Genomic DNA, 21,233 nt, shown 5'->3' on the forward strand with positions numbered 1-21,233 from the left:
ATCTGGCTGACCGCGTGCATAGGTTTTAGGGCTGCTGCGCAGCCCATCGGGGATAAATCCCCTCACCACAGGGTTACTTCTCAGATTGAGGACTCGTTTCAAAAGCGTGTGCTCCCTTCAATCGGCACAGCCTTGATAGTCGCGCGGGGGCCCGAAGCCGGAACCGGACTCGGAACCCCCTGCGCCGCCGTCGGCAACTGCGGCGCCTGCATGTCCGGCATCGCCCAGCTGCGTTCCGGTTGCAGCCCGCCCTGGGCGCGGCGCATGAAGTCGTAGCGGTTGAGGGTGATGCTGCGCCCCGCTTCGCTGTCGCGGATGATGTACGGGCGCAGGAATACCATCAGGTTGGTCTTGGTGATCGCCCGGCGTTCGTTGCGAAACAGTGCACCGATCCCCGGCAGCGTCCCCAGCCACGGCACCGCTTCGTTGCTCTGGCTGTAGCCGTCCTGCAGCAGGCCGCCGAGGACCATGATCTGGCCGTCGTCGAGCAGGATGCTGGTGTCGATCGCGCGCTTGTTGGTGACAATCCCGGCCGACGCCGCGCTGGCCGAAGCGCGCTCGTCGATGCTGCTGACTTCCTGATAGATATCGAGCTTGACCGTACCGCCCTCGGAAATCTGCGGCCGCACATTCAGCTTCAATCCCACCTCTTCACGGGTCACGGTCTGGAACGGGTTGTTGCTGGTCCCGCCACCGCCCGTGACGTAGCTGCCGCTGACAAACGGAATGGTCTGGCCGACAAAAATACTCGCCGCTTCGTTATCCAGGGTCAGCAGGTTTGGCGTCGACAGCACGTTGGTGCCGCCCTTGCTCTTCAGCGCCCGGGCCAACACTTTCAGGTCGAGGATCTTGCCGATGCCGGGGATGTCGACGGTGCCGTTGACGTAACCGAGGTTCAAACCCTGTGGCAGCACATCGAGGCTGGTCTTGCCGTTGAGGTTGATCCCTGACCCACCGAGGTTCGCCCCGCCGATCACGCCTTTGCCGCCGAGATTGCCGGTCTGCCACTGCACGCCGAACTCGCTGGCATCGTCCTCGCCGACCTCGACGATCAGGCTCTCGATCACCACTTGCGCACGGCGCTGGTCGAGCAGGTCGATGACCTCGCGCAGGTTGCGATACAACGGATCCGGCGCGGAAATCAGCAAGGTGTTGGTGGTCGCATCAGCCTGAATCGTCACCCCGCCAGCGCTGAACGCGACATTCTGCTCGCTGGCCTGATTGCCGGCGCTGCTGGTCGAACCGCTGCCCTGCGCGTAACTGCCGCCGGTGCTGCCGGTGCTGCCGGTGCTTGAGGTGGTCGAGGTGTTGCCACTGGCTTGCGTACCGCTCTGCCCTGTCTGGCCGCCATTGTTGCCGTTGCTGCCCATGGCGCTGAGCACCGAACGCGCACTGTCGCTGGTGCCGCTGTCGCTCTCGCCAGTCAGCAGCCCGCGCAAGGCCTGCGCCAGTTTCGCCGCTTGCGCGTTACGCAAATAAACCACGTGCAGATTGCTCGGATTGCTCTGCGCGTTGTCGAGTTTGTAGATCAGGTTGCGCGCCAGCTCGGTGCGCTCGGGGCTGCCGGCGCGGATGATGATGGTGTTGGAACGCGGGTCGCCGATCACCGCGATTTTCTGCGTCGGATCATTGCCCGGCGCGTCGAGCAGGTCAGCGACCATCGGCGCGATGTCGGCAGCGATACCGTTCTGGATCTGCACCACGTCGGTGTCGATCGCGCTCGGCGTGTCGATGGTCTGGATCAACTGGGCGACCCGGGTCAGGTTCTCGGCGTAATCGGTAACCACGATGGTGTTGTTACCGGGGTAGGCATTGATCGGATTGTTCGGCGAGACGATCGGGCGCAACACCGGAATCAGGTTCACCGCGTTCTCGTATTGCAGGCGAAAGGTGCGCGTGAGCATGCCGTTGCCGGCGGGTTTATCGGGGCTGTAGATCGGCCCGCCGAGCAGTTTCGCGTCGGCCTCCGGCACCACCTGCGCGACGCCGCCGACATCGACCACGCTGAAGCCCTGCATGCGCAACGCCGCGAGCAACATGTCGTAGGCCTGCCGCGCCGGCACCTGACCTTCCGAGACCAGCGTCAGGCTGCCCTTGACCCGAGGGTCGACCAGAAATTGCTGGCCAGTGGAACGCGACAACGCGCGCACCACCGCTTGAATATCGGCGTCGACAAAATTCAGCGTCACCGGTTGATCGCCCAGCGGATTGCTCGGCAGTGTGCTGCCGCGAGGGGCGCCTCCACTGCGTGCGCGTTCGGTGATGTTGTGCATCTGCCGTGGTTGCGGCGCCACTTGTGCCTGGGCGCGTTGCCGATCGAGCAGCGCGTCACCGCTGCGCTGGGTGTTGGCCAGTGGCCGGCCGAGTTCGCTGTCCACCAGCAACGGCGGCTGGTTCGGCGGCGTGGTGGTGTTGCTGCACGCGCTCAACGCCATCAGCAGCATCGGCAACGCCATGCGCGCCGGTTTGGATCCTGACCCCTTCATGAAGCTTCCTTAGCGCCCAGCGCCTGATCCATGCGAACGGTGCCTGACAATGTGCCGGCAGTGACTTCGGTCGAAGCGTTGTCTGCGCGTTGCAGACGGGCCTCGACCACTTGCAGAGAAAGTTGTGCCGGGTTGCTCAACAGCCAGTCGAGCACGGCATCGGCCGGCGCCGCGTCGAACGTCAACTGCCACGCGCCGGCCTCCCCGGCCTGCAATTGATAGTGCCCGGCCAGACCGCTGGCCTGCAGCGTTTGCTCAAGAGACTGCGCAAGACTTTGCCCCTCGGGGCGTACGCTGACCTCGCGCAACAGCACTTCCAGGGCTTCGGTCTGCGCGCGTAACTTCGGGGTTTCGGCTTGCCAATAAGTGATTTTTTTCAGCGGCGGCTGGATCAGCGCGCCCCACACCAACAGCGCCAGCAGCACCGCCGCCATGCCGCTGACCATGCGTTTTTCGCGCAGGGCCAGCGCTTGCCAGCGCGCCTGAAGTTGCGCGCTGAAGCGCTGCCAACGGGCGCGATAAACCGCCAGCGATGCCTTATTCATCTTCTGCTCCGCTGTCGTCAGCGCTTTCATCGGGAGTGCTGACTTCGTCGCTCGGGCGCAACAGCCAGCCTTCATCGTCAGCCGTTGCGCTGATCCCGAACTGAGCCAATGCGGCTTGCCAATCCTTGTCCTTGTCATTGGCGCTGCGCCGGGCATCGGCCAGCAGACTCAACTGCAAGCTGCCGTCGACAAACGTCAGGCGCTCGACCGTGCCGGCCATGAACGGCATGCCGCTGCCGGCCTGCAACACCAGCCGATTGAACGGCTGCGCCGGATCCTCCGCCGCGCCCTTCTGCCGCGCCGCCAATTGCTGACGCGCCTGTTGCAGCGGATTGAGGATCACCGGCAACTCGGGAAAGGCCTGCTTCACCCGCAGCGCCATCCGCGTCTTGAGCTGCTGGCCCTGACTGGCTTCGCGGGCGGCATAAAGATTCAATCCAATCACCCACACCGCCACCGCCAATGCGCAAAGCCCCAGCGCCCGGCCCCAACCGCGATGCTCGCTGCGTTGCTGTTGCACCGCACCCTGCAAGCCCCAACCCGGCAACGGCCCGGTCCAGCGCTGCGCCTCGGCCATCGGCAATTGCGCTTGCGGCGGTGGCGCCGAGCCGATCCAGTGCAGCGGCGTGCCGCAGGTCAGCAGCCAATCGCCAATCTCGTCGTCAAACAGCGGCTGCACCCGCGCCACTTGCACGCTTTCGCGCAGCAACAAATGGCCGTCCTGCCGACAGGCCACCGTGCCCGGCAGCACCGGCAAGCTGTATGACGCCGGATACAAACCGCGCAGGTTCAGACCGGCCTGCTTCAGCAATTGCCCCAGATGCTGCAAGCGTTGACGCGGCGCCCAGGCGATCTGCACCTGCCCCGCTTCATCCCGCGAACTGTGAGCGATGTGCATGTCATTGCAGTCGCCGAGCATCAAGGCCTGCGCCGCGCATTGCACCGCCGCTGCGGTCTTGTTCGCCGGCAACGGTGGCAGGTCGATGCTCGCCAACAGGCTGTCCGCCGGGTGCAGGAAAGCGCTCACTGGTGGCTGCTTCGCTGACTGCCCCAGTTGGGCAAAGGTCTGACGCTGCTCACGAATGACCTGCCCTTGCCGGTCCAGCCACGCACAGTCCATCTCACTGTCGAGACTCAACTCCACCAGTGGCGGCAAACTCACACGCAACTGACTCATACGCCCACCCGCGACCAGATCACCTGCGGCAGGCGATCCTCGCTGCGATGCAGCAACGCATCGAGGCTGACCCGACGCTGATCACGTCGCGCCTCGCCACGCAGGCGGAACCAGTCACTGGTGATGCCGACCTTGACGCTGGTCAGCTCCAGATTGGGCATGCGCAAGCGGTTGACGAAATCGCCACGGTTGATAAACCAGCGCCCGGCATCGCGCTCATTGATCAGCGCCTGCGCGCGCTCCAGCGACAACCCCGGCACATACGCGGCCAACACTGGCGCGGTGGCGGTGTTGCCGTTGAGCCAAGTAGTCGCCGGAATTACCGTGAGATACGGCGCCAGTTTGCCGATGACCGCCTCATTCACACCCTCGACGCTGCGCAAATCATCGACACTGCGCAGCATCGGCAACTTCGGATTCTGTGGCTTGCGCGAAGCATTCGGCGACGTGGCGCGGCCACTGTCAAAGGCGTTTTTGCTCGTGGTATTTTCGGCAATCTGCGCGTTCAACAGATACGGATAAGAGCCGATCACCCGCTGACTGATGCGCTGACTCAACCCGGCGCTGATGCCGATCAACGCGCACAACCGCTGAAACGCCTGCACCTGCGCCTCATCGACACGCTCGTTGGCCACCAGATTGCGCAGGTTGAACTTGCCCTGCTCATCCTCCAGCCGCCCCTCGAAACCCTGCGCATTCAAGCGCTGCGCCCATGGCTGATCGAGCCGGGTCAACGGATCACGCTGCCGCGCATCCCAGAGCAACTGCCGGCTGATCTCCAGACCGCCGTGCAACACCCAGCGCCCCTGCACCCGCTGCTGATCCGCCTCCAGCGCGCGGGTCGAAACGCTCTGCCGGGTCAACATCCCCGCCGCAATCACCGCGACCACCGCCGCAATCAACAGCGCACTGATGATCGCCATCCCCTGCTGGTTCGATTGGCTGTTCATCACCGGCCTTACAGCTGCCAGGAACCGATATCGGCATTCACGCCGTCGCCGTCAGGCTGACCGTCGGCACCGAGGGAAAAGATATCGATCTCGCCATTCGCGCCGGGGTTGAGGTACTGATAAGGACGACCCCACGGGTCATTCGGCAAACGCTCCAGGTACGAACGCCAGTTGCTGTTCTTCGCATCCGCCGGCCGCTCCACTAACACTTTCAAACCCTGAGTCATGCTCGGATAACTGCCGTGATCGAGGCGATACAACTTCAGCGCCTGCATCAAACCACCAATATCCTGCTTGGCCGCCGTGGCCCGCGCCTGATCCGGCCGGTCGAGCACCTTGGGCACCACCATCGCCGCCAGAATCCCGAGAATCACCACAACCACCATGATCTCGATCAGGGTAAAACCCTGCTGCCCACGGGGCATCCGGCTCGGTCGTCTGGGCTGTTTGAACTGCGCGATATCCATCTCGACATTCCCTTGGCTTGATTCGATTCGACGCGCAGTGTTGCAAGAAGATATGTCAGGGATGTTGAAAATCCTCGGGAGTTTTCGTCGTCAAGCCGTCAAGGACGCGGGTTAGGGTCGAGGGCTGTGTTTTGGGTTTGGGCCATTTATGCGCGCGTGTTCCCGAGAGGCGGGTTTCACCCTGATTGAAGTGCTGGTGGCGCTGGCGATCATTGCCGTGGCGATGTCGGCGGCTGTGCGCGTGGCGGGGTTGATGACGCAGAGCAGCGGGGTTTTGCGGGATCGGTCGGTGGCGATGATTGCGGCGCAGAGTCGGATGGCGGAGCTACAACTGGAAGGTCGATTACCGATAGGACTAAAGGCGCAGGACTGTGACCAAGGACGCCTGCTACTGCGCTGCGAACAAGCCATCGCCACGGCTGAAAATGGACGATTGCTCAAGGTCGGCATCCAGGTTTTCGACCGCAACCAGGATGCCCCGCCGTTGGCCCGCCTGGAAACATTGCTCAACCGGCCCGAAAGTCCCTAAACATCCTTTTTCTGTCTCCACGGCACCCGGACGGCTCGCGATAGCGCTTGATAGACGACCGGTTTCTCATGGTGCTTACTCGAACAGTCCTAAATATTCCGCCCAACCATACAAAGCCAGAATTCCCAGCAGGGAAAATGCATTCAATCGATATGGAATTTCGACCCACCGCCGCAAATTCATCGGAAGGCGCCGGACATCTTCGAGGGCGTTCTGATTATCCAGTAACAGACGCGAAGGACGTTTACTAAGCAAAGCAGTGATCAGGCTGAGTCTGTACCTTCGTGCCCAAAAACCGGAACGTCCCTTCTGCGGGCAGTTGTGGAGCAGAAAGCAATTTTCAAGGTGCAATTCAATTTCGGAAAGCTTGAAATACCCGACATAGATCATCACCAGAACATTGGAGATGATCAGCACCAGTAACGCAATGCCAGTGGCGGCGAACAGAAGTTTGATTTCAGTCATTTGAGATTACTTCGTAAACGATTTCACCTAGGGCTGACTTTCTCTCTGCCCCTTTATAAAAAACCTCTGTATTTCCCATAAAGCCAAACCACCCACGTTCCACCGCACACGACATAGCTGACATGAAATGGGCTCGTCGCCCAGAACCTGAGTTCTCTGGGCAGGCGTTCAACGGCGTCGATCAGCAAGGGTTCCTGCCGTTGGATACTCTTGGATGTAATCAACCGGCTGACAGCGGTCATCCGCTGAGTTCTCGAGTAAAAACTTCCCCCTGATGAACCACAGTCCATGGATAGATACAGCCACTCATCAAAGTGTTTTTCCAGAGCAGCGAGTTTTGTATAAACGGCGTAAAAAATCATTGCGCAGTTGATCACGCCTAATAGAATCAGCGCCCCACATGCCCAGGCAAATGCTATTTCGGTTATTTCCATTATTCGGAATACTCATGAATTTCCTGACCCAAAAACTCACCTAGCTCCGACATCTGAGTTCCTGTCTCCACCGACGCTGCCGCACCGACCACAAGCACACACACCAGTCTCCCCATTCCTTTCAATTTCGCGCATACCGCCAGACCTGCTTTCCCTCCGAGATACCCACCAGCGAGAGCGCCAGCCGTACCGCCGACCATCTTCCCTCCTTCTACAAACCTTACTTGCCTGCATTCCGCCTCGCGGTCGGACGCGCATACCTCGTGGATTTTTGAGCTGGATGCGCCCAGTTGCAGACCTATGCCGAGATAACCACCTCCCTTCATGAACTTCGCTGCCCTGGCAACACCCGCAATGTGGGTTGCATACCCAGGCAGTTGTGCCGGTGCACCTGCTTTGCCCCATCGGTGAACAATTCGGCGGCTGGACAATCCCAGTGCACGTTTGAGTTTTGGATGATCTGGCAAACCGGTGCCTTTGCGTACCAGCGGCCCAAGGCTGGCATCCAGTTTCGTCATCAGACGTTTGCGCTTGGCAAAGAACTCTGAGGAATGTAGATGACCATGTTGGGTGTATTGCTGCTGATGCAGTTTCTCCAACTCTTTGAGGGTATTTTTCAATCCTTCCAGATGCTGGCCGATCATGAATGACGCAACGCCCAGTGCGCCCGCCGACACCTCCAGAAACGGCTCAATGACGTCATGATGCTCAACCATGAACGAAGCCTCTTCATCCGAGAGATCCTTCAACGCCTCGTTCACCTTCTCCGCAGCGGCCATCATCTGTGCTTCTTCGCGCCGGCACATGTAGTTGCGAGAGTCACTGAACAAGACCATTTGCCCAGGTTTGACCCGCTCACCGAGATGTCGATTGAGTGAGCGGAATTCGCGAAGCAGAGAGTCGCCGGGCCTGACTTCGTACAACTCCCGTTCAAGCGCTTCGAGCGTCATGGGTTTCTGAACGATGTGGAAGCCCGATTCGGCGGGTTGCGGCAAGGAGTAGGCGTGTTCCTCCACCAGATGTTGCGCGGGAGGAGGCTCGGGTTTGGGCTTGAAGGCGTTCCAGGAGGCACCGCCGCTATCTGCAACCTTGCGCGGTTTCACCACCGCCCACTCACCGTTACGCACAGCATCGATGAGTTTTCGCTCATTCGCGCCTTGCATGTAGTTCGAACGATGCAGGCCCATGGCGTTTAACAAGTCGTCGAATCCGGGCAAGTCGTCCGGGCGATTCAATGCCTGGCGGAACTCTTCCATGGCTTGGTAGGAATCAAGGATCTGGTCGCGCTGACCATGCAGCTCGCTTTGCGGAATGAGTCTGGCCACGTCCGTCTCCTGTTCTGAAAACGGGGGACTTTGGCGAACGGACTCAACTTTGAATGCAGGATGGATCGCTGTTCGTTGTAGGGGAAATCCGGTTTTCTGGCTTGCAGACGCCGCGCTCAAATCATCAATGTTTTATGGCGGTGCTGGTTGGGGCAGAAAATAGATTCGCCGCCAATGTTTGCTCCCACAGGTGTCAGCGTCGTACACAACATCTGCAATCAGCATAAAACCCTGTGGGAGCGAGCCTGCTCGCGAAGGCGCCAGAATGACCACCCAATCAATCAGCAGGTGATCCCACCCCTCGCATCACCCCGGCAACTGCAAATTATCCAACGCCCGATTCACCGCCAACTCCCCCAGCATGATCAACTGCGCAATCCCCGCCAGCGCATGACGCTGCGACACCGGCAACAGGCTGGCGATGTTCTGCGCGAGGGTTTTGGCCGAAGCGAGCGTTTCACTGGCATCGACCAGCAGCTCTTCGGTTTTGTTGTCCGCCGTCACGGCATACATCCCGCGGGTTTTACGCGGCGGCGGCGTGGAACCGGGCGGACAGAGATAATGGTCGAGCGCGCGGTCGGCGGCTTCGTGGAGTTTTTTTGAGTCGATGGATTCGTAGGGGGAAACCGAGGCGGTTTCGGGTGGGTTGGGTGTTGGTTTGATCATGAGTGAATCTCCAAATCATAGAAAAGGAGCCATCATCTTTCGCTACCAAACGAAGGGGTGGTGGCCATACGAAGGTTGGTAGACCGGTGACTTGGAGAACCGGCGCGCCCGAAGACGCCCTGCGCATGGCCACCATAAATACAAAGCCCCAAAAAAGGCCCGTATCGGGTGACGCTATGCGCCAAGTCTAGCCGGGCTACCAAACCCGATCGCTGATTCGTCAGCGACCGGTCCACAATAGAATCCGACCCAAAAGCGCACAAGCCGGCGGATTCTGGCGTAGCTGTAGGCAACGGCGCAAGGATGTGTAGCCTGAGAGAGTGTTTGGAAATGTCTTTTTAAACGGTGGTGTTTAACGAGATCCCTTTCCGTTACATCACCCTAAATAGATCAGCCCCTTATTACATCCCCCACTAGCAGTTTCATAATCACGCGCTGATACGTCGACCAAACAAATCACTTCAATGTTAATTCTAAAAAGTTATAAAAAACTGTCAACTCTAACAGGTTCTAAATTCAAACCTCGCCCTTAAGCTTATAAAAACAGAGCATCACGAAAGCAACCAATTACCGAAGGAGAGGAAAAATGTTTAACCTCGATAAAAAACTCATTGAATTACTAATACTGGCACTTGGAATGATTGGCGCTACTTATAATGCCCAAGCCACTATCGTCACGTACAAAATCCCATCGCCTACATATGATGGACCGGAAGCTTACAACCTCCCCAAGAAGGGAGATGCCATAGCGCAAACTTTTACGGTGCCTAATGGTGCAACCAAAATAACCATCACAGCGACTGGGGGTGGCGGCGGCGGAGGGGGCGGCGGCGGCGCATTATCAAGCATTGTCAACAGTCGAGCTAGTGGCGGCGGAGGGGGTGGGGGTGGGAGTACCGTCAAGTGTACTTTTAATCTTGATAATCCAACAGACGTTAATTTTATTGTCGGTAATGGGGGAAGCGGAGGAACCAAGGGGGAATTAAGTAATGATGGGCAAAGTGGCAAGGAAGGAACAGAGGTATGGTTCTTATTCACTAAGTACGATAATAAAAACGGCTTCAAGTACACTCGAGTAAGTGCAAGAGGAGGATCACCTGGACTAGGCGGCTCACGAGGAACGATAACCGGAGCTGGGCCCGGCGGCTCAGGCGGCGCTGGCGGTCGCGGAGACGTCATGCCCGACGAGCCCAGCTGCACAATAATGAATGGAGAATCTGGCACGGATGGAGGTTCAAATGGTCCCTCTCAAAAAGCTGGATCAGCTGGCAAGGCTGGATCGAACTCATGCGGCGGAGGGCGCGGCGGTGCTGGTGGTGAAGGAGGCACCATCAATAATAGTTCTTACGTAGGAACTAACGGGACTTCTGGAACAAAAGGCGGGTACGCTTGCATTACCTTTGAGTACTGACCATGTAAAACTCCGCTTTTTAGGACGTGGCCGATGAGGCTCCCGCCATACGAAATCTGACGCTCTCCGATACGCCGATCACCTCGCAGTTGTTGGTTGAGCTGCAAAAAGGACTGCCTGATCGGCCGTATCTCAAAAGCAACCGATACATTCCTAACAGGCCAGATGCACTACAACAACCAAAACAACAAGCTAACTGAACCTCCACCCCCGAAAATCACGGCCTCACTAAACTCGGCAACACCACCCCCTCCCCCAACCTCTCCACCCCCAACCGCACCCTCTCCCCACCCTGCTCAATCACCACCCCATCCCCCTCCACCGCCACCAACTTCACCCCAGGCCCCACCCGCTCCCCCTGCAAAAAACTCCTCGGCGGCCCATCGTTCAAACTCAAAATCGCCACCGCCCCGCGACTCCCTGCCATCACCCCGCTCACCTTGATGTCCACCGGCGCTGTCTGGTTGGAAAACCACTGCAACGCCGGGCTATCAGTGCGCGCCGCGAGCATTTGTGGGGGCGCGGGTGGGGTGTGGGATTCGGCGGAGGTCAGGAGCAGCGTTGACCAGGTCGCGACGCCGACCAGGGCGGCGAGCAGTGCGAGGGCCTGGACGGTTTGCGGGGGGGAAATGCGGGTGGTGAGCATCATGGGCTGAATCTCCTTTTTGTCCCTGCTGACAGGCTACGCGGCAATTCTCACGGTTTTATTTCACACGCCTTACATGTTGGCCGTGCAGGATGTTTTTTTGGGACGGGGCTGGACGCAACGGAGTGCGCAACCGATGAATGTGGGTAAGCAACAGGGTTTTACGCTGATCGAGTTGATGGTGGTGCTGGTGATCATCGGGATTGCCAGTGCGGCGATCAGTCTGAGTATCAAGCCGGATCCGCTGCAATTGCTGCGCAAGGACGCCGAGCGGGTGGCGCAGTTGCTGCAGGTGGCGCAGGCGGAGGCGCGTGCGGATGGTCGGCCGATTGTTTGGGTGAGTGATGGCAAGGGGTTTCGGTTCATTCGGCGCAGTGACGGTGGTCGGGGTTTTGAGCATTTCAAGGATGATCCGCAGTTGCGGCCGCGCGCCTGGCAGAGTCCGACGCTGGAGGTGCGGGTGGAGCCGAAGCAGAAGGTTGTGCTTAACGCCGAGTGGATCAATCCGCCGCTTCAATTGACCTTGTCTGATGGGCTGAATCGGCTGAGTGTGCTGCGTGATGCCAGTGGAAGGATCAGTGTGCAATGAACGATCAACGGGGCTTTACCCTGATCGAGGTGATGGTCGCGATTCTGCTGATGGCGGTGGTCAGTTTGATTGCGTGGCGCGGGCTGGACAGTGTGACGCGGGCGGACAGTCATTTGCTGGCGAGCAGTGAGCAGAGTGACAGTTTGTTGCGGGCGTTGAATCAGTTGCAGCGTGATGTGGAGATGCGCGCGGGGATTGAATTGACCGAGCCGAAGAAGGTTGGCGTGGATGATGAGCCGCCAAGTGCGCCGCCTGCGCTGACGGTGCGGAGCAGTGATAGCAAGGGGTTTCGGCTGGATATTATTCGCAGTGCGGCGGATCAGCCTGGGGCTTTGCAGCGGGTGCGTTGGTGGGTCAAGGGGGATACGTTGTATCGGGCGGTGGCTGAGGCGCGCAGTCGTTATCCGTTGCCGGCGCCGGGGGCTGGGGTGGCGGTGTTGGAAGGTGTGAGTGATGTGCAGGTGCGGGTTTGGGAGGTGGATAAGGGTTGGCGGCAGTTGAGTGGGAATCGGCGGGAGGATCCGTTGGGGTTGGAGGTGCGGTTGACACGGGAGACGGCGCAGGGGGTGGAGCGGTATCGGCAGGTGATGGGGCCGCTGCAATAATCTGGATTACTGAGGTCCCTGTGGGAGCTGGCTTGCCAGCGATGGGGTATTCACATCCAACATCTCATTGCCTGACATGCCGCTATCGCTGGCAAGCCAGCTCCCACAGGGTTTTATGGTGTTTGTGGGTGTTGGGTTGGATTAGCTGAGGACGACGACGCCGCCCGGTAGCTCTGTGCATTTGACGCCGTAGGCGTCGCGGATCAGCAGGGCGACTCCGGCGAGTTGGTCGAGGCTGAAGCGGGCCTGGACGCGGCGTTGGCCGAGGTCGCGGTTGAGCAGCAGCAACATGCCGGGGCGGTAGCGGTTGATCTCGTCGATCATCTGGCTGAGGGTTGCGCCGTTGAATACCAGTACCTGTTGGCGCCAGTTCATCACTGCTGCGGTGTCGACGCTTTGCACCGCGCCCACTTGCTGCGCGTCGTAGGTCAGTTGCTCACCGGGCTGCAAACGCAGGCTGCGGCCATCGACATTGACGTCCACCAAACCATCGAGGCAGGTCACGCAGACTTGCTGATCGGTGTTACGCAGGTTGAACCGCGCCTGACTGGCGCGCAACCACCCGCCCCCGGCCTGCATCGCCAATGGCAACCGCGCGGTCTGTACTTCAACCTCACCGCTGACCAGTTCGAAACCCTGCACCCCGTCGTCGCCAGAGCGCTGATTGATGCGGGTCTGGGTGTTGAGTTCCAGGCTCACGCCGTCCGCCGGTTCGAAACGCTTCTGCTGGCCGACTTCGGTGATGTAATCGGCGCCGAGCCCTTCGAAGCCACCGGGAATCGTCCCGCGCACCAGCAAAAACGCCGTCGATGCGGCGATGGCGCCGCCGAGAAACGCGCGCCGGCCAAATCGCCGTGGCGACTGCAGCATTTCAGCGGCAGGCTGCAGGTTGTGCCACAACACCTTGGCCTGCTCGAAAGCTTGGGCATGTTCGGCGCTCTGCGCACACCAGTCGCGCAACGCCCGGGCGTCGGCCACGGTGGCGCGGCCGGAGGTCAGCAGGACCAGCCAGTCGTGGGCTTCGCTGTGCAGATTGTCGGCCGCCGATGGCTTGGCAGGTGTCAGTCGAAAGATGTTCAAACGCGCAGATTCTCAACGAATTGATCGGGCACTATTCAGATGACGGTTTTCCGGCCCCGCGACCGAACCGCTGAAACACTTTTCTTTCCAGTTTCGCTGCGCAGTGGCCCAACGCGGCTTTGATTTCCTTCTCGACCATGCGCGTGGAGATGCCGAAGCGCTGGGAAATTTCCAGGTGCGGCGCCTCTTCCAGCCGCGCCGCGATGAAGATTCTGCGGCGCCGCGCTGGCAGTTCGTAGAGGGCACTGAGCAGCGACTGGATTTCCTTTTGCCCACCGACCACTCGCGCTGGGTCCAGCGCCTCGTCGCCGATTTGCAGCAGCTCTTCGACTTCCTCGCCGGTGAGCAGGCGCGCATCGGCCTGACGGCGGTCGGCGGCGATGTTCAGGGCCATGCGATAGAGGTAGGCGTTGGGCCGCAGCAGGTTCGGCGGCGTTTCCATGCGGTCGACCCGCAGGTAGGTTTCGTGCAGCACGTCGTTGGCCAGATCCTCCGAACCGAGACGCCTGCGCAAGCGCACCCGAAAGTCCTCGTAGGACGTCAGGAACAGCTGGACCATCGAACCTTGTCCGGTGTCTTTCATCCCCCGGAAACTCCTTCCCATTTGGTGCATTCCATGCGTTTCCCTGACGACTCCGGTAACAACAGCAACGTGACCGGCTGACGCAACGCGCTGGGCGTCGGCCGGTCGATCCTGAGATTGCGAAAGCTCTCCACCAGCGCGGTATCGCGCCGTTCATCACCGGTCGAAGTGACCAACCGGTTGTGCTGCACCACGCCGTCACGCCCGACCCAGACCTGCAACACCGCGCGATAACTGCCTGGGCGAGTCAGTGGTGAACGGCACAGGTTGCGCTCGATCGCAGCTTGCACCGCGGTGGCGTAGCTGCGACTCACGGCGGCGCTGGCCGGCGTGGTTTTGTCCGTGGCCGACGGCACGTCCTCGACCTGCGCCACTTGCAAGGTGAACGCATCGTCGCGGGCATAGCGCGCCATCAAGCCACTGCCACCTAGCAGGCGGCGCAAGGCATCGGCAGCGGTGTACTGGCCATCGACCGCCAGTGAGCGCCGGCCACGACTCAACTGACTGTCGACCAGCACCGCCACCCCGGTGGCATGGCTGTACTGATCCAGCGCCTTAGCCAGGTCCTGCGCCGGAATGTGCAGCGTCATGCGCAAGTCGGCGGGCGCGGGTTCGGCTGTCGCAGCACTGCTCAACCAGCCAAGCAGCAGCCCCAGACTCACCCGGCGCACAAGAGTCGCTGAACGCTGAAGACCGTCCCTGGAACTGCCTCGCTGCACGGCTGACGTACCCCTGAAAACCGTCATCCTGATGGCTGTTTATGAATCTGGTGTGACGGGCGGTGCAAAAAAACCATCACGGGATTTGCGCAAGGCTTGCACTAGACTCCACTCAGTGAACGGCCGCTTCGGGCCGGCCAGGAGGCTTGCATGAAATCACTGTGGAAATTCGCCCTCGGAGGGCTGCTGCTGAGCGCCTTCGCCAGTGCCCACGCCGAGCAGCCGCTGGGCTGTGTGGAGGTGACGGTGGGCGGCTACAAGGCGCCGAATTACGATTGTTTGAGTCAGCAGATGGGCAACAACCCGGAAGGCGCTGCCGCTGCGCAAAAGAATCAGGAAGCGCTGAATGTGCCGGTGAACAAGCGGCCACCGAATCAGGTCGGGCTGGCGACGCCGGCGGCGACCAGTACGCGGATGGGGAATACGTTTGGCACATCGGTCAAACCACAGCGCCCACCAAACTGATGATCCTGTAGGAGCTGCGGCACGCTGCGATCTTTTGACTTTGATTTTTTAAAAACAAGATCAAAAGATCGCAGCCTTCGGCAGCTCCTACATTCGATCCCAGGTAGGAGCTGCCGAAGGCTGCGATCTTTCCACCAAACTGAAGACCAAACTTTGTGGCGAGGGAGCTTGCTCCCGTTGGGGTGCGCAGCGCCCCCAAACCTGCCGAACCGGTTTTAACTGACAGACCGCATGCAAAGGTTTTGCGACTGCTGCGCAGCCGAGCGGGAGCAAGCTCCCTCGCCACAGGTTATGTCAGTCGCTGGGGGTTTGGCGAAAGCTTACTGCGAGGCGATTCCAGCTGTTGATCGTGGTGACGGCCATGGTCAGGTCGACCATTTCCCCTTCGCTGAATTGCTCGCGCGCCAACTGGTAAACCTCGTCCGGCACATGACTTTCCGCCAGCAGCGTCACCGCCTCTGCCCAGCCCAGCGCAGCGCGCTCGCGGGGATTGAAAAAGCCGCTGTCGCGCCACACCGCAATCGCATACAAACGCCGATCACTCTCCCCGGCCCGCCGCGCGTCCACCGAATGCATGTCGGTGCAGAACGCGCAGCCGTTGAGCTGCGAGGCGCGGATCCTGATCAGTTGCAACAGCGGCGCCTCGATGCTCAGGTCGCTGGTCAGCGCCTCCATGGCGATCATCGCTTTCATCGCCTTGGGCGATGCGTTGTAGTAGTCCAGACGCGGGGACATGGCAGGTCTCGGGAGCGGAATGATGAGTTCACGGTAAGCGCAGGGCTGGCGGCGTTACAGCCCCAATTCCACGGAATATCGCTACACCACTGCCCAATGCACATACATAGAACCTGTGGGAGCGGGCTTGCTCGCGAAAGCGTTGTTTCAGGCACTAAAGTATCAACTGACACACCGCATTCGCGAGCAAGCCCGCTCCCACAGGGGGGATGGTGACCAATTTCGGGTTTTTGTGCTGCGCAACTACTGCCCATCACGCAACAGCGGTAATCTGGCCGACACTTCAATCGCCCCCCGGAGCCGCGTCGGTATGGAACTTCACGTCGTGATCAATGGCCGCAAGGACCTCGCCGGCCAGTTGTACAACCAGCTGCGCGGCGCCATCGAGTCCGGGCGTCTGGCCGCCGGCACGCAGTTGCCGCCCAGCCGTCTGCTGGCCGAGCAACTGGGGATCTCGCGCAAGACCATTTCCGACACCTACGCGCAGCTGACTTACGAAAACTTCCTCACCGGGGTGATCGGCAAAGGCACCTACGTCAACGCCCGCCCGGCGCAGATCCAGCGCAAGCACAGCCACACCGAACTGGCCAGCGCCGAGGTGATCGAGCGCTGGCGCAACCTGCCGGTGTTTTTGCGCCATCCGTCGCTGGAAGGTTCGCTGCGCTACGACTTCATCGGCGGCGCCACCAGCAAGGGCCAGTTCCCGCATGACGACTGGCGCCGTTGCGTGTCGCACGCGATGCGCCAGATGGCTGGCTCCAAAGGTTTCTACAGCGTGCCCGAAGGCCTGCCGGCGCTGCGCAATGCGATTGCCCGGCACATCGCTTTTTCGCGCGGGATCAACTGTCAGGACGAGGACATTGTGGTGTGCAACGGCGCGCAGCAGGCGCTGGACCTGATCACCCGCGTGCTGATCAGCCCCGACAGTCTGGTGGCGATGGAAGATCCGGGTTATCCGCCGGCACGCCTGCTGTTCGGCACACACGGCGCCGAAGTGGTCGGTGTGCCAGTCGATGCCGAAGGGATGCAGGTCGAACAGATTCCCGAGGGCACGCGGCTGATTTACGTCACCCCGTCGCACCAGTTTCCGCTGGGCATGCCGATGAGCCAGGCGCGCCGCGAAGCCCTGCTGGCCCGGGCCTATGAGCTGGGCGCGATCATCATCGAGGATGACTATGACAGCGAATTCCGCTACGAAGGCCGCCCTACCGATTCGCTGCACAAGCTCGATCAGCGCGGCATCGTTGCCTACGTCGGCACCTTTTCCAAGACCCTGCTGCCGGAGCTGCGCCTGGGTTACGCAATCCTGCCGCCGGCAATTCTCGAAGCGGTGATCCGCGCCAAACAGCTCACCGACCTGCACGCCTCGACCCTGCCGCAATGGGCGCTGGCCAAGTTCATCGCCGAAGGTTGCCTGCTCAAGCACATCCGCCGCTGCCACGCGATTTACGCCCAGCGCCGCGAGCGGATTCTGGCGCGCATGACCACGGATCTGGCGCCGTGGCTGGAGGCGATACCACCCAGTGCCGGGTTCCACATGGCGGTGCTGTGCAAGGTGCCAATCGACCTGCCGCTGGTGATCGAACTGGCGAAAAAAGTCGAGGTGGGCCTGTACTCGATCAACGGCTTCTATTACCAGCAACCGCCGAGAAACGGCCTGTACTTCGGCTTCGGCGCCATCGAAACCCTCGATATCGACACCGCTCTGGATCGCCTGCGCGACATCCTGCAACAAGTGGCGTGAATCATTGGTCTGGGCGATTAACCGCCGATTGGTTATTGGTGATCTCGGGGTGCGAGCCTATTCTGCACGGGCGTTATCCCTCAATGAGCAGGATTCGTCCGGCCTGATTCAGGAGTGTGAGCAATGTCCAACGAAGTGATCAACACCGTCCAGGTGCGCGCCGCCGCCGGCCGTTCGGATGAACTCGGCCAGCAGTTGCAGAAGATCGTCGACACCCTGCGCCAGACACCCGGCTGCGACTCCTATATGGTCGACCGCTGCCCCGAGGACAGCCAACGCTGGACGGTCAGTGCGCGCTGGCAGTCGGAAGCGGCGATGCAGGCGCACTTCAACCGGCCTGAGGCGCAGGGGTTTATTGACCTGATCGACAGCCGTCTGGCCAATAGTGTGGATTTCAACTCCTTTCCAATCGTCTGATCTGCCCCTGTGGCGAGGGAGCTTGCTCCCGCTCGGCTGCGCAGCAGTCGCAAACCGGCCAGTGTGATTCGTCTGAAGAAATCAGGTGCCAGGTTTTGGGGGCGCTTCGCGCCCAGCGGGAGCAAGCTCCCTCGCCACAGTTGTTTCTCATCCGGCCTGGATTGGTCACCCGATCTTCCCGAATATTGGCCGTTTGAATACCCCGCCCCGCAGACTACTGTGATCACCACCCCCTCCTCCCACAGGTGATTCGCCATGAAAGCCCTGCACCTCTTCACCGCCGTTCTCGCCCTGTCCCTGTCTGCCGCCGCCCTGGCTCACGATCCGTCCGAGAAAGTCACGGTGCTGCAAGACCAGATGCTGAAAAACGCCCCCGGCAAGAAAGCCATGATGATCGAAGTCGACTACCAGCCCGGCCAATCCTCGATCGCCCATAAACACGACGGCACCGCCATGGCCTACGTGCTTGAGGGCGAAGTGATTTCCCAGGTCAAGGGTGAACAGGCGATCACCTACAAGAAGGGCCAGTTCTGGTACGAACCGGCCGGCTCCGAACATCTGGTGTCGAAAAATGCCAGCCAGACCAAACCGGCGAAGTTGTTGGTGTTCATGGTATTGGCCCCGGACGAGCAAGTTTTGATCCCCTTGAAAAACTGATGGTTGTTTGCACAGCCATAAATAAAAAGGCGCAAAACCTTGTTTTGCGCCTTTTTATTTCCCGAGGCAATTAACCGATTTGCCTTAAAGCCAATAAAACTAATGCATCGCCCGAACTCGAAAAATTGTCAGCTTATTTACAGGTTGGCGGGTTTAGTCTGAGTTAACTGTCGTGCGCCCGCTACCAACAGCCACGACAACTCTGACTTTCCGACTGAAGTTGCTTCACGGGAGACTCACCATGAAACTTGCCTTTGCCAGCACTTTGGCGATATCGGTTTTAGCCTTGTCCGCCTGTTCAGTACCCACCGCACCCAAAGCGGTCTCGTCCCTCGATAGCCTGTTCACCCAACCGGTCGGCCGCAGTAGCGCCGCCCAGGTGAAAAGTGGTCCCGGTGTGTCGTTGGGCGTGGTCTACAGCCCCAGCACCCAGACCAACCGCGAATACTTGCGCGACTATCAGGCCAACGCCGGCACCGGTTTCGGCCAGAGCCTGCTGGTGCAGCCGATCCACGACGCCTACGTCAACACCTCGAAACCGGACATGGCCGTGGACTGGGTCAAGGCCTCGCTGCAGCGGCAGTTCGGCTCGGTGACGGTCTATCCGGACATGCAGAGTCTGCGCGCGGCGCACCCCGATGTGGTGGCGATCGTCGATACCCACAGCCAGTTGATCACCTCACGCAGCTCCGACATCAAGGCTGATGTCAGTGCGGATTTTTATGATGCGAAGTTGAACTACATCGGTACGGCGAAAGGTTCTGAAGCGAAGGAACTGACGCCGGTGTGGGCCGACTTCAAACGCTCGGAAGAAATCGTGGCGGATATTAATCAGCAGCAGGATGTGCAAGTTCGGGCATTGCAGAAGTTTGATCAGTCACTGAGTAATTTATTGACCGGACCGACAAGTAAAGTGTCGATGCTCGATAACAAACAAGAACATAAGTTGTATTGACACAAAGGCCCTCTTCGCGAGCAAGCCCGCTCCCACAAGTTTTGTGGTGATATCCGAATCCTGTAGGAGCTGCCGAAGGCTGCGATCTTTTGACCTTAAAGATCAAGATCAAAAGATCGCAGCCTTCGGCAGCTCCTACAGGGTCTGGGTGAATTCACAGATGTAAAAAAACCCCGGCATCTCACGACACCGGGGCTTCTTCATTCAACCACTACTCAGGCCAGTTCAAGCTCGGCATTCGCAGCAGCCGCAGGCACCACCGCTTGCCCGCTCAACGCGAGGTCCAGCAGCTCACGGTTAGCCACGGCGTACATGGCGTAGTCAGTGCCGCTCGCCGCACGGATTTCCACCAGCATGGCGCGCCAGCGCTCGATCATGCCTTCGTGCTGTTCCATCCACAGCGCCAGACGTGCTTCCACGTCCAGTGTGCCGTCGCCCTGTTGCAGGACGGAGATGGTGATCGCACGTTGCTGCCAGTCCACATCATCACGGAACGCTTCACGGGCCAGGGCCTGCCAGTTGTTTTCAACCGGCAGTGCGCTGATCTGTTGCAGGTACCAGGTGATGTCCAGCGCACTGCCCACGGCGAAGTAGGCCTTGGCCACTTCGGCCGGATCCTGGCCAGTGACGTCGGAGGCTTCGATGATCGGCAGCAGGGTGTACAGGTGCGAGGTACCCGCCACCATACGCGCCAGCAACTCCGGTACACCGGCAGCGACGTAAGCCTGATAACGCGCCTGCCAGTTTTCACGGATTTCGCCGCTCAGCAGTTCGTCGAGCTTCAGACCCAGCTCCTTGAGGTGCGGACCGAAATGCGCGACGTCACGGGCAGCGTTCTGCTCGTTGCGACGGGCACGCAGGAACCAGCGTGTAGCACGACGGCCCAGACGCATCAGCTCGTCCATCAGCTCCAGTTGCACGTCAGCGGAGACCTGATAGTCCAGCGCTTCAATCTGACGGAACCAGTGCGGGAGGTGGAAGATGTCACGCACGATCACGTAGGCGCCGGCCACGTTCGCCGGGCTCATGCCGGTCGACTCTTTGAGTCGTTGCACGAAGGTGATGCCCATGTGGTTGACCAGATCGTTGGCGATCTGGGTGCTGACGATCTCGCGCTTCAGGCGGTGACGACGCATGGCTTCGGAGAACTTGCTGACCAGGGTCGGCGGGAACGCCGTTTCCATATCGCGGGTCAGGTAATCGTCGTCCGGCACCAGCGAGTTCAGCAGCTGTTCCTTGAGGTCGATCTTGCTGTACGAGATCAGCACCGACAGCTCGGGACGGGTCAGGCCATGGCCGGCCGCAACGCGCTCGTTGATCTGCTCTTCGGTCGGCAGGAACTCGATGGCACGGTCCAGCTTGCCCCGGCCTTCCAGATCGCTCATCAGACGCTTGTACTCGGCAATGCGCTCGTAGGCACGACGCGCCGCCAGGGACAGGGCCTGGGTCTGCTTGTAGTTGTTGCCCAGCACCAGACCACCGACTTCGTCGGTCATGCTCGCCAGCAACTGGTTGCGTTGCTTGTCGGTCATGTCGCCGGCCTGAACCACATCCTTCAGCACGAACTATATGTTCACTTCGAG

Annotated in this window: 23 protein-coding genes and 1 pseudogene; 9 read left to right on the plus strand and 15 right to left on the minus strand. The window is 60.1% G+C overall.

Features of this window, described 5'->3' with window-relative positions:
• Window positions 1–98: 98 nt before the first annotated feature.
• Genes gspD through gspG form a run of 5 tightly spaced genes read right to left on the minus strand, consistent with a single transcriptional unit; the run spans window position 99 to window position 5,625 of the window.
• On the minus strand, window positions 99–2,486 hold the full coding sequence (gspD, locus tag ACIOUG_RS01870; protein WP_401062062.1) for a type II secretion system secretin GspD: 2,388 nt from the start codon (window positions 2,484–2,486) through the stop codon (window positions 99–101).
• Window positions 2,483–3,031: a type II secretion system protein GspM gene (gspM, locus tag ACIOUG_RS01875; protein ID WP_401062064.1), complete on the minus strand. Its 549-nt coding sequence runs from the start codon at window positions 3,029–3,031 to the stop codon at window positions 2,483–2,485. Before gspM ends, gspD begins: the two co-directional genes overlap by 4 nt.
• The gene (gspL, locus tag ACIOUG_RS01880; protein WP_401062066.1) at window positions 3,024–4,208 is read right to left on the minus strand and encodes a type II secretion system protein GspL; all 1,185 of its coding nucleotides are present in this window, start codon (window positions 4,206–4,208) and stop codon (window positions 3,024–3,026) included. Before gspL ends, gspM begins: the two co-directional genes overlap by 8 nt.
• Complete coding sequence (gene gspK / locus ACIOUG_RS01885; RefSeq protein WP_401062068.1) at window positions 4,205–5,158, minus strand: type II secretion system minor pseudopilin GspK; 954 nt, start codon at window positions 5,156–5,158, stop codon at window positions 4,205–4,207. The genes gspL and gspK overlap by 4 nt, the downstream gene beginning before the upstream one ends.
• A gap of 8 nt (window positions 5,159–5,166) precedes the next feature.
• Window positions 5,167–5,625: a type II secretion system major pseudopilin GspG gene (gspG, locus tag ACIOUG_RS01890; RefSeq protein WP_401062070.1), complete on the minus strand. Its 459-nt coding sequence runs from the start codon at window positions 5,623–5,625 to the stop codon at window positions 5,167–5,169.
• A 148-nt stretch (window positions 5,626–5,773) separates the two neighbouring features.
• Here gspG and gspI point away from each other — a divergent pair, with 148 nt between their 5' ends.
• Window positions 5,774–6,154, plus strand: coding sequence for a type II secretion system minor pseudopilin GspI (gspI, locus tag ACIOUG_RS01895; RefSeq protein ID WP_401062072.1), 381 nt, complete (start codon window positions 5,774–5,776; stop codon window positions 6,152–6,154).
• 75 nt (window positions 6,155–6,229) lie between these two features.
• On the opposite strand, the gene ACIOUG_RS01900 is transcribed toward gspI, so the two are convergent.
• The 4 genes from ACIOUG_RS01900 to ACIOUG_RS01915 form a co-directional block, all read right to left on the minus strand.
• On the minus strand, window positions 6,230–6,619 hold the full coding sequence (locus tag ACIOUG_RS01900; protein ID WP_401062074.1) for a hypothetical protein: 390 nt from the start codon (window positions 6,617–6,619) through the stop codon (window positions 6,230–6,232).
• Between the two features lie 53 nt (window positions 6,620–6,672).
• Complete coding sequence (locus ACIOUG_RS01905) at window positions 6,673–7,053, minus strand: hypothetical protein (protein ID WP_401062076.1); 381 nt, start codon at window positions 7,051–7,053, stop codon at window positions 6,673–6,675.
• The gene (locus ACIOUG_RS01910) at window positions 7,053–8,378 is read right to left on the minus strand and encodes a hypothetical protein (RefSeq protein WP_401062077.1); all 1,326 of its coding nucleotides are present in this window, start codon (window positions 8,376–8,378) and stop codon (window positions 7,053–7,055) included. The genes ACIOUG_RS01905 and ACIOUG_RS01910 overlap by 1 nt, the downstream gene beginning before the upstream one ends.
• Window positions 8,379–8,684: 306 nt before the next feature.
• A complete protein-coding gene (locus ACIOUG_RS01915) occupies window positions 8,685–9,044 on the minus strand; it encodes a DUF6124 family protein (protein WP_095136351.1) in 360 nt (119 codons plus the stop codon).
• A gap of 586 nt (window positions 9,045–9,630) precedes the next feature.
• Here ACIOUG_RS01915 and ACIOUG_RS01920 point away from each other — a divergent pair.
• Window positions 9,631–10,455, plus strand: coding sequence for a hypothetical protein (locus ACIOUG_RS01920; protein ID WP_401062079.1), 825 nt, complete (start codon window positions 9,631–9,633; stop codon window positions 10,453–10,455).
• A gap of 217 nt (window positions 10,456–10,672) precedes the next feature.
• On the opposite strand, the gene ACIOUG_RS01925 is transcribed toward ACIOUG_RS01920, so the two are convergent.
• Window positions 10,673–11,104, minus strand: a complete 432-nt coding sequence (locus ACIOUG_RS01925) for a type II secretion system protein N (RefSeq protein ID WP_401062081.1) — start codon at window positions 11,102–11,104, stop codon at window positions 10,673–10,675.
• Window positions 11,105–11,237: 133 nt separating this feature from the next.
• Here ACIOUG_RS01925 and gspH point away from each other — a divergent pair, with 133 nt between their 5' ends.
• Complete coding sequence (gspH, locus tag ACIOUG_RS01930; protein ID WP_401062083.1) at window positions 11,238–11,690, plus strand: type II secretion system minor pseudopilin GspH; 453 nt, start codon at window positions 11,238–11,240, stop codon at window positions 11,688–11,690.
• Window positions 11,687–12,295: a prepilin-type N-terminal cleavage/methylation domain-containing protein gene (locus ACIOUG_RS01935; RefSeq protein WP_401062085.1), complete on the plus strand. Its 609-nt coding sequence runs from the start codon at window positions 11,687–11,689 to the stop codon at window positions 12,293–12,295. Before gspH ends, ACIOUG_RS01935 begins: the two co-directional genes overlap by 4 nt.
• 141 nt (window positions 12,296–12,436) lie before the next feature.
• On the opposite strand, the gene ACIOUG_RS01940 is transcribed toward ACIOUG_RS01935, so the two are convergent.
• From ACIOUG_RS01940 to ACIOUG_RS01950, 3 genes are read right to left on the minus strand one after another with little or no spacing between them, the layout of a single operon-like run.
• Window positions 12,437–13,375 carry a FecR family protein gene (locus ACIOUG_RS01940; protein ID WP_401062087.1) on the minus strand — a complete coding sequence of 313 codons (939 nt, stop codon included), beginning with the start codon at window positions 13,373–13,375 and terminating at the stop codon, window positions 12,437–12,439.
• A 31-nt stretch (window positions 13,376–13,406) separates the two neighbouring features.
• A complete protein-coding gene (locus ACIOUG_RS01945) occupies window positions 13,407–13,958 on the minus strand; it encodes an RNA polymerase sigma factor (protein ID WP_003225656.1) in 552 nt (183 codons plus the stop codon).
• Complete coding sequence (locus ACIOUG_RS01950) at window positions 13,955–14,620, minus strand: secretin and TonB N-terminal domain-containing protein (protein ID WP_401062089.1); 666 nt, start codon at window positions 14,618–14,620, stop codon at window positions 13,955–13,957. Before ACIOUG_RS01950 ends, ACIOUG_RS01945 begins: the two co-directional genes overlap by 4 nt.
• A 207-nt stretch (window positions 14,621–14,827) precedes the next feature.
• Between ACIOUG_RS01950 and ACIOUG_RS01955 the strand changes: the two genes are divergently transcribed.
• Window positions 14,828–15,142: a hypothetical protein gene (locus ACIOUG_RS01955; protein WP_003225661.1), complete on the plus strand. Its 315-nt coding sequence runs from the start codon at window positions 14,828–14,830 to the stop codon at window positions 15,140–15,142.
• 294 nt (window positions 15,143–15,436) lie between these two features.
• Here the strand turns inward: ACIOUG_RS01955 and ACIOUG_RS01960 are convergent, their stop codons facing one another.
• Window positions 15,437–15,877, minus strand: a complete 441-nt coding sequence (locus ACIOUG_RS01960) for a carboxymuconolactone decarboxylase family protein (RefSeq protein WP_401062091.1) — start codon at window positions 15,875–15,877, stop codon at window positions 15,437–15,439.
• A 310-nt stretch (window positions 15,878–16,187) separates the two neighbouring features.
• Between ACIOUG_RS01960 and ACIOUG_RS01965 the strand changes: the two genes are divergently transcribed.
• The 4 genes from ACIOUG_RS01965 to ACIOUG_RS01980 all read left to right on the plus strand — a co-directional run bounded on the left by ACIOUG_RS01965 (window position 16,188) and on the right by ACIOUG_RS01980 (window position 19,650).
• Complete coding sequence (locus ACIOUG_RS01965) at window positions 16,188–17,621, plus strand: PLP-dependent aminotransferase family protein (protein WP_401062093.1); 1,434 nt, start codon at window positions 16,188–16,190, stop codon at window positions 17,619–17,621.
• A 123-nt stretch (window positions 17,622–17,744) separates the two neighbouring features.
• Window positions 17,745–18,038: a putative quinol monooxygenase gene (locus ACIOUG_RS01970; protein WP_401062095.1), complete on the plus strand. Its 294-nt coding sequence runs from the start codon at window positions 17,745–17,747 to the stop codon at window positions 18,036–18,038.
• Window positions 18,039–18,293: 255 nt separating this feature from the next.
• A complete protein-coding gene (locus ACIOUG_RS01975) occupies window positions 18,294–18,695 on the plus strand; it encodes a cupin domain-containing protein (RefSeq protein WP_103520890.1) in 402 nt (133 codons plus the stop codon).
• A 241-nt stretch (window positions 18,696–18,936) separates the two neighbouring features.
• A complete protein-coding gene (locus ACIOUG_RS01980; RefSeq protein ID WP_401062097.1) occupies window positions 18,937–19,650 on the plus strand; it encodes an ATPase in 714 nt (237 codons plus the stop codon).
• A gap of 215 nt (window positions 19,651–19,865) precedes the next feature.
• Here ACIOUG_RS01980 and ACIOUG_RS01985 read toward each other — a convergent pair.
• Window positions 19,866–21,233, minus strand: a pseudogene (locus ACIOUG_RS01985) (NAD-glutamate dehydrogenase domain-containing protein); the annotation flags it as partial.

It is taken from the genome of Pseudomonas sp. NPDC087803, assembly GCF_044742995.1.
In the GTDB taxonomy this organism is placed as follows: domain Bacteria; phylum Pseudomonadota; class Gammaproteobacteria; order Pseudomonadales; family Pseudomonadaceae; genus Aquipseudomonas.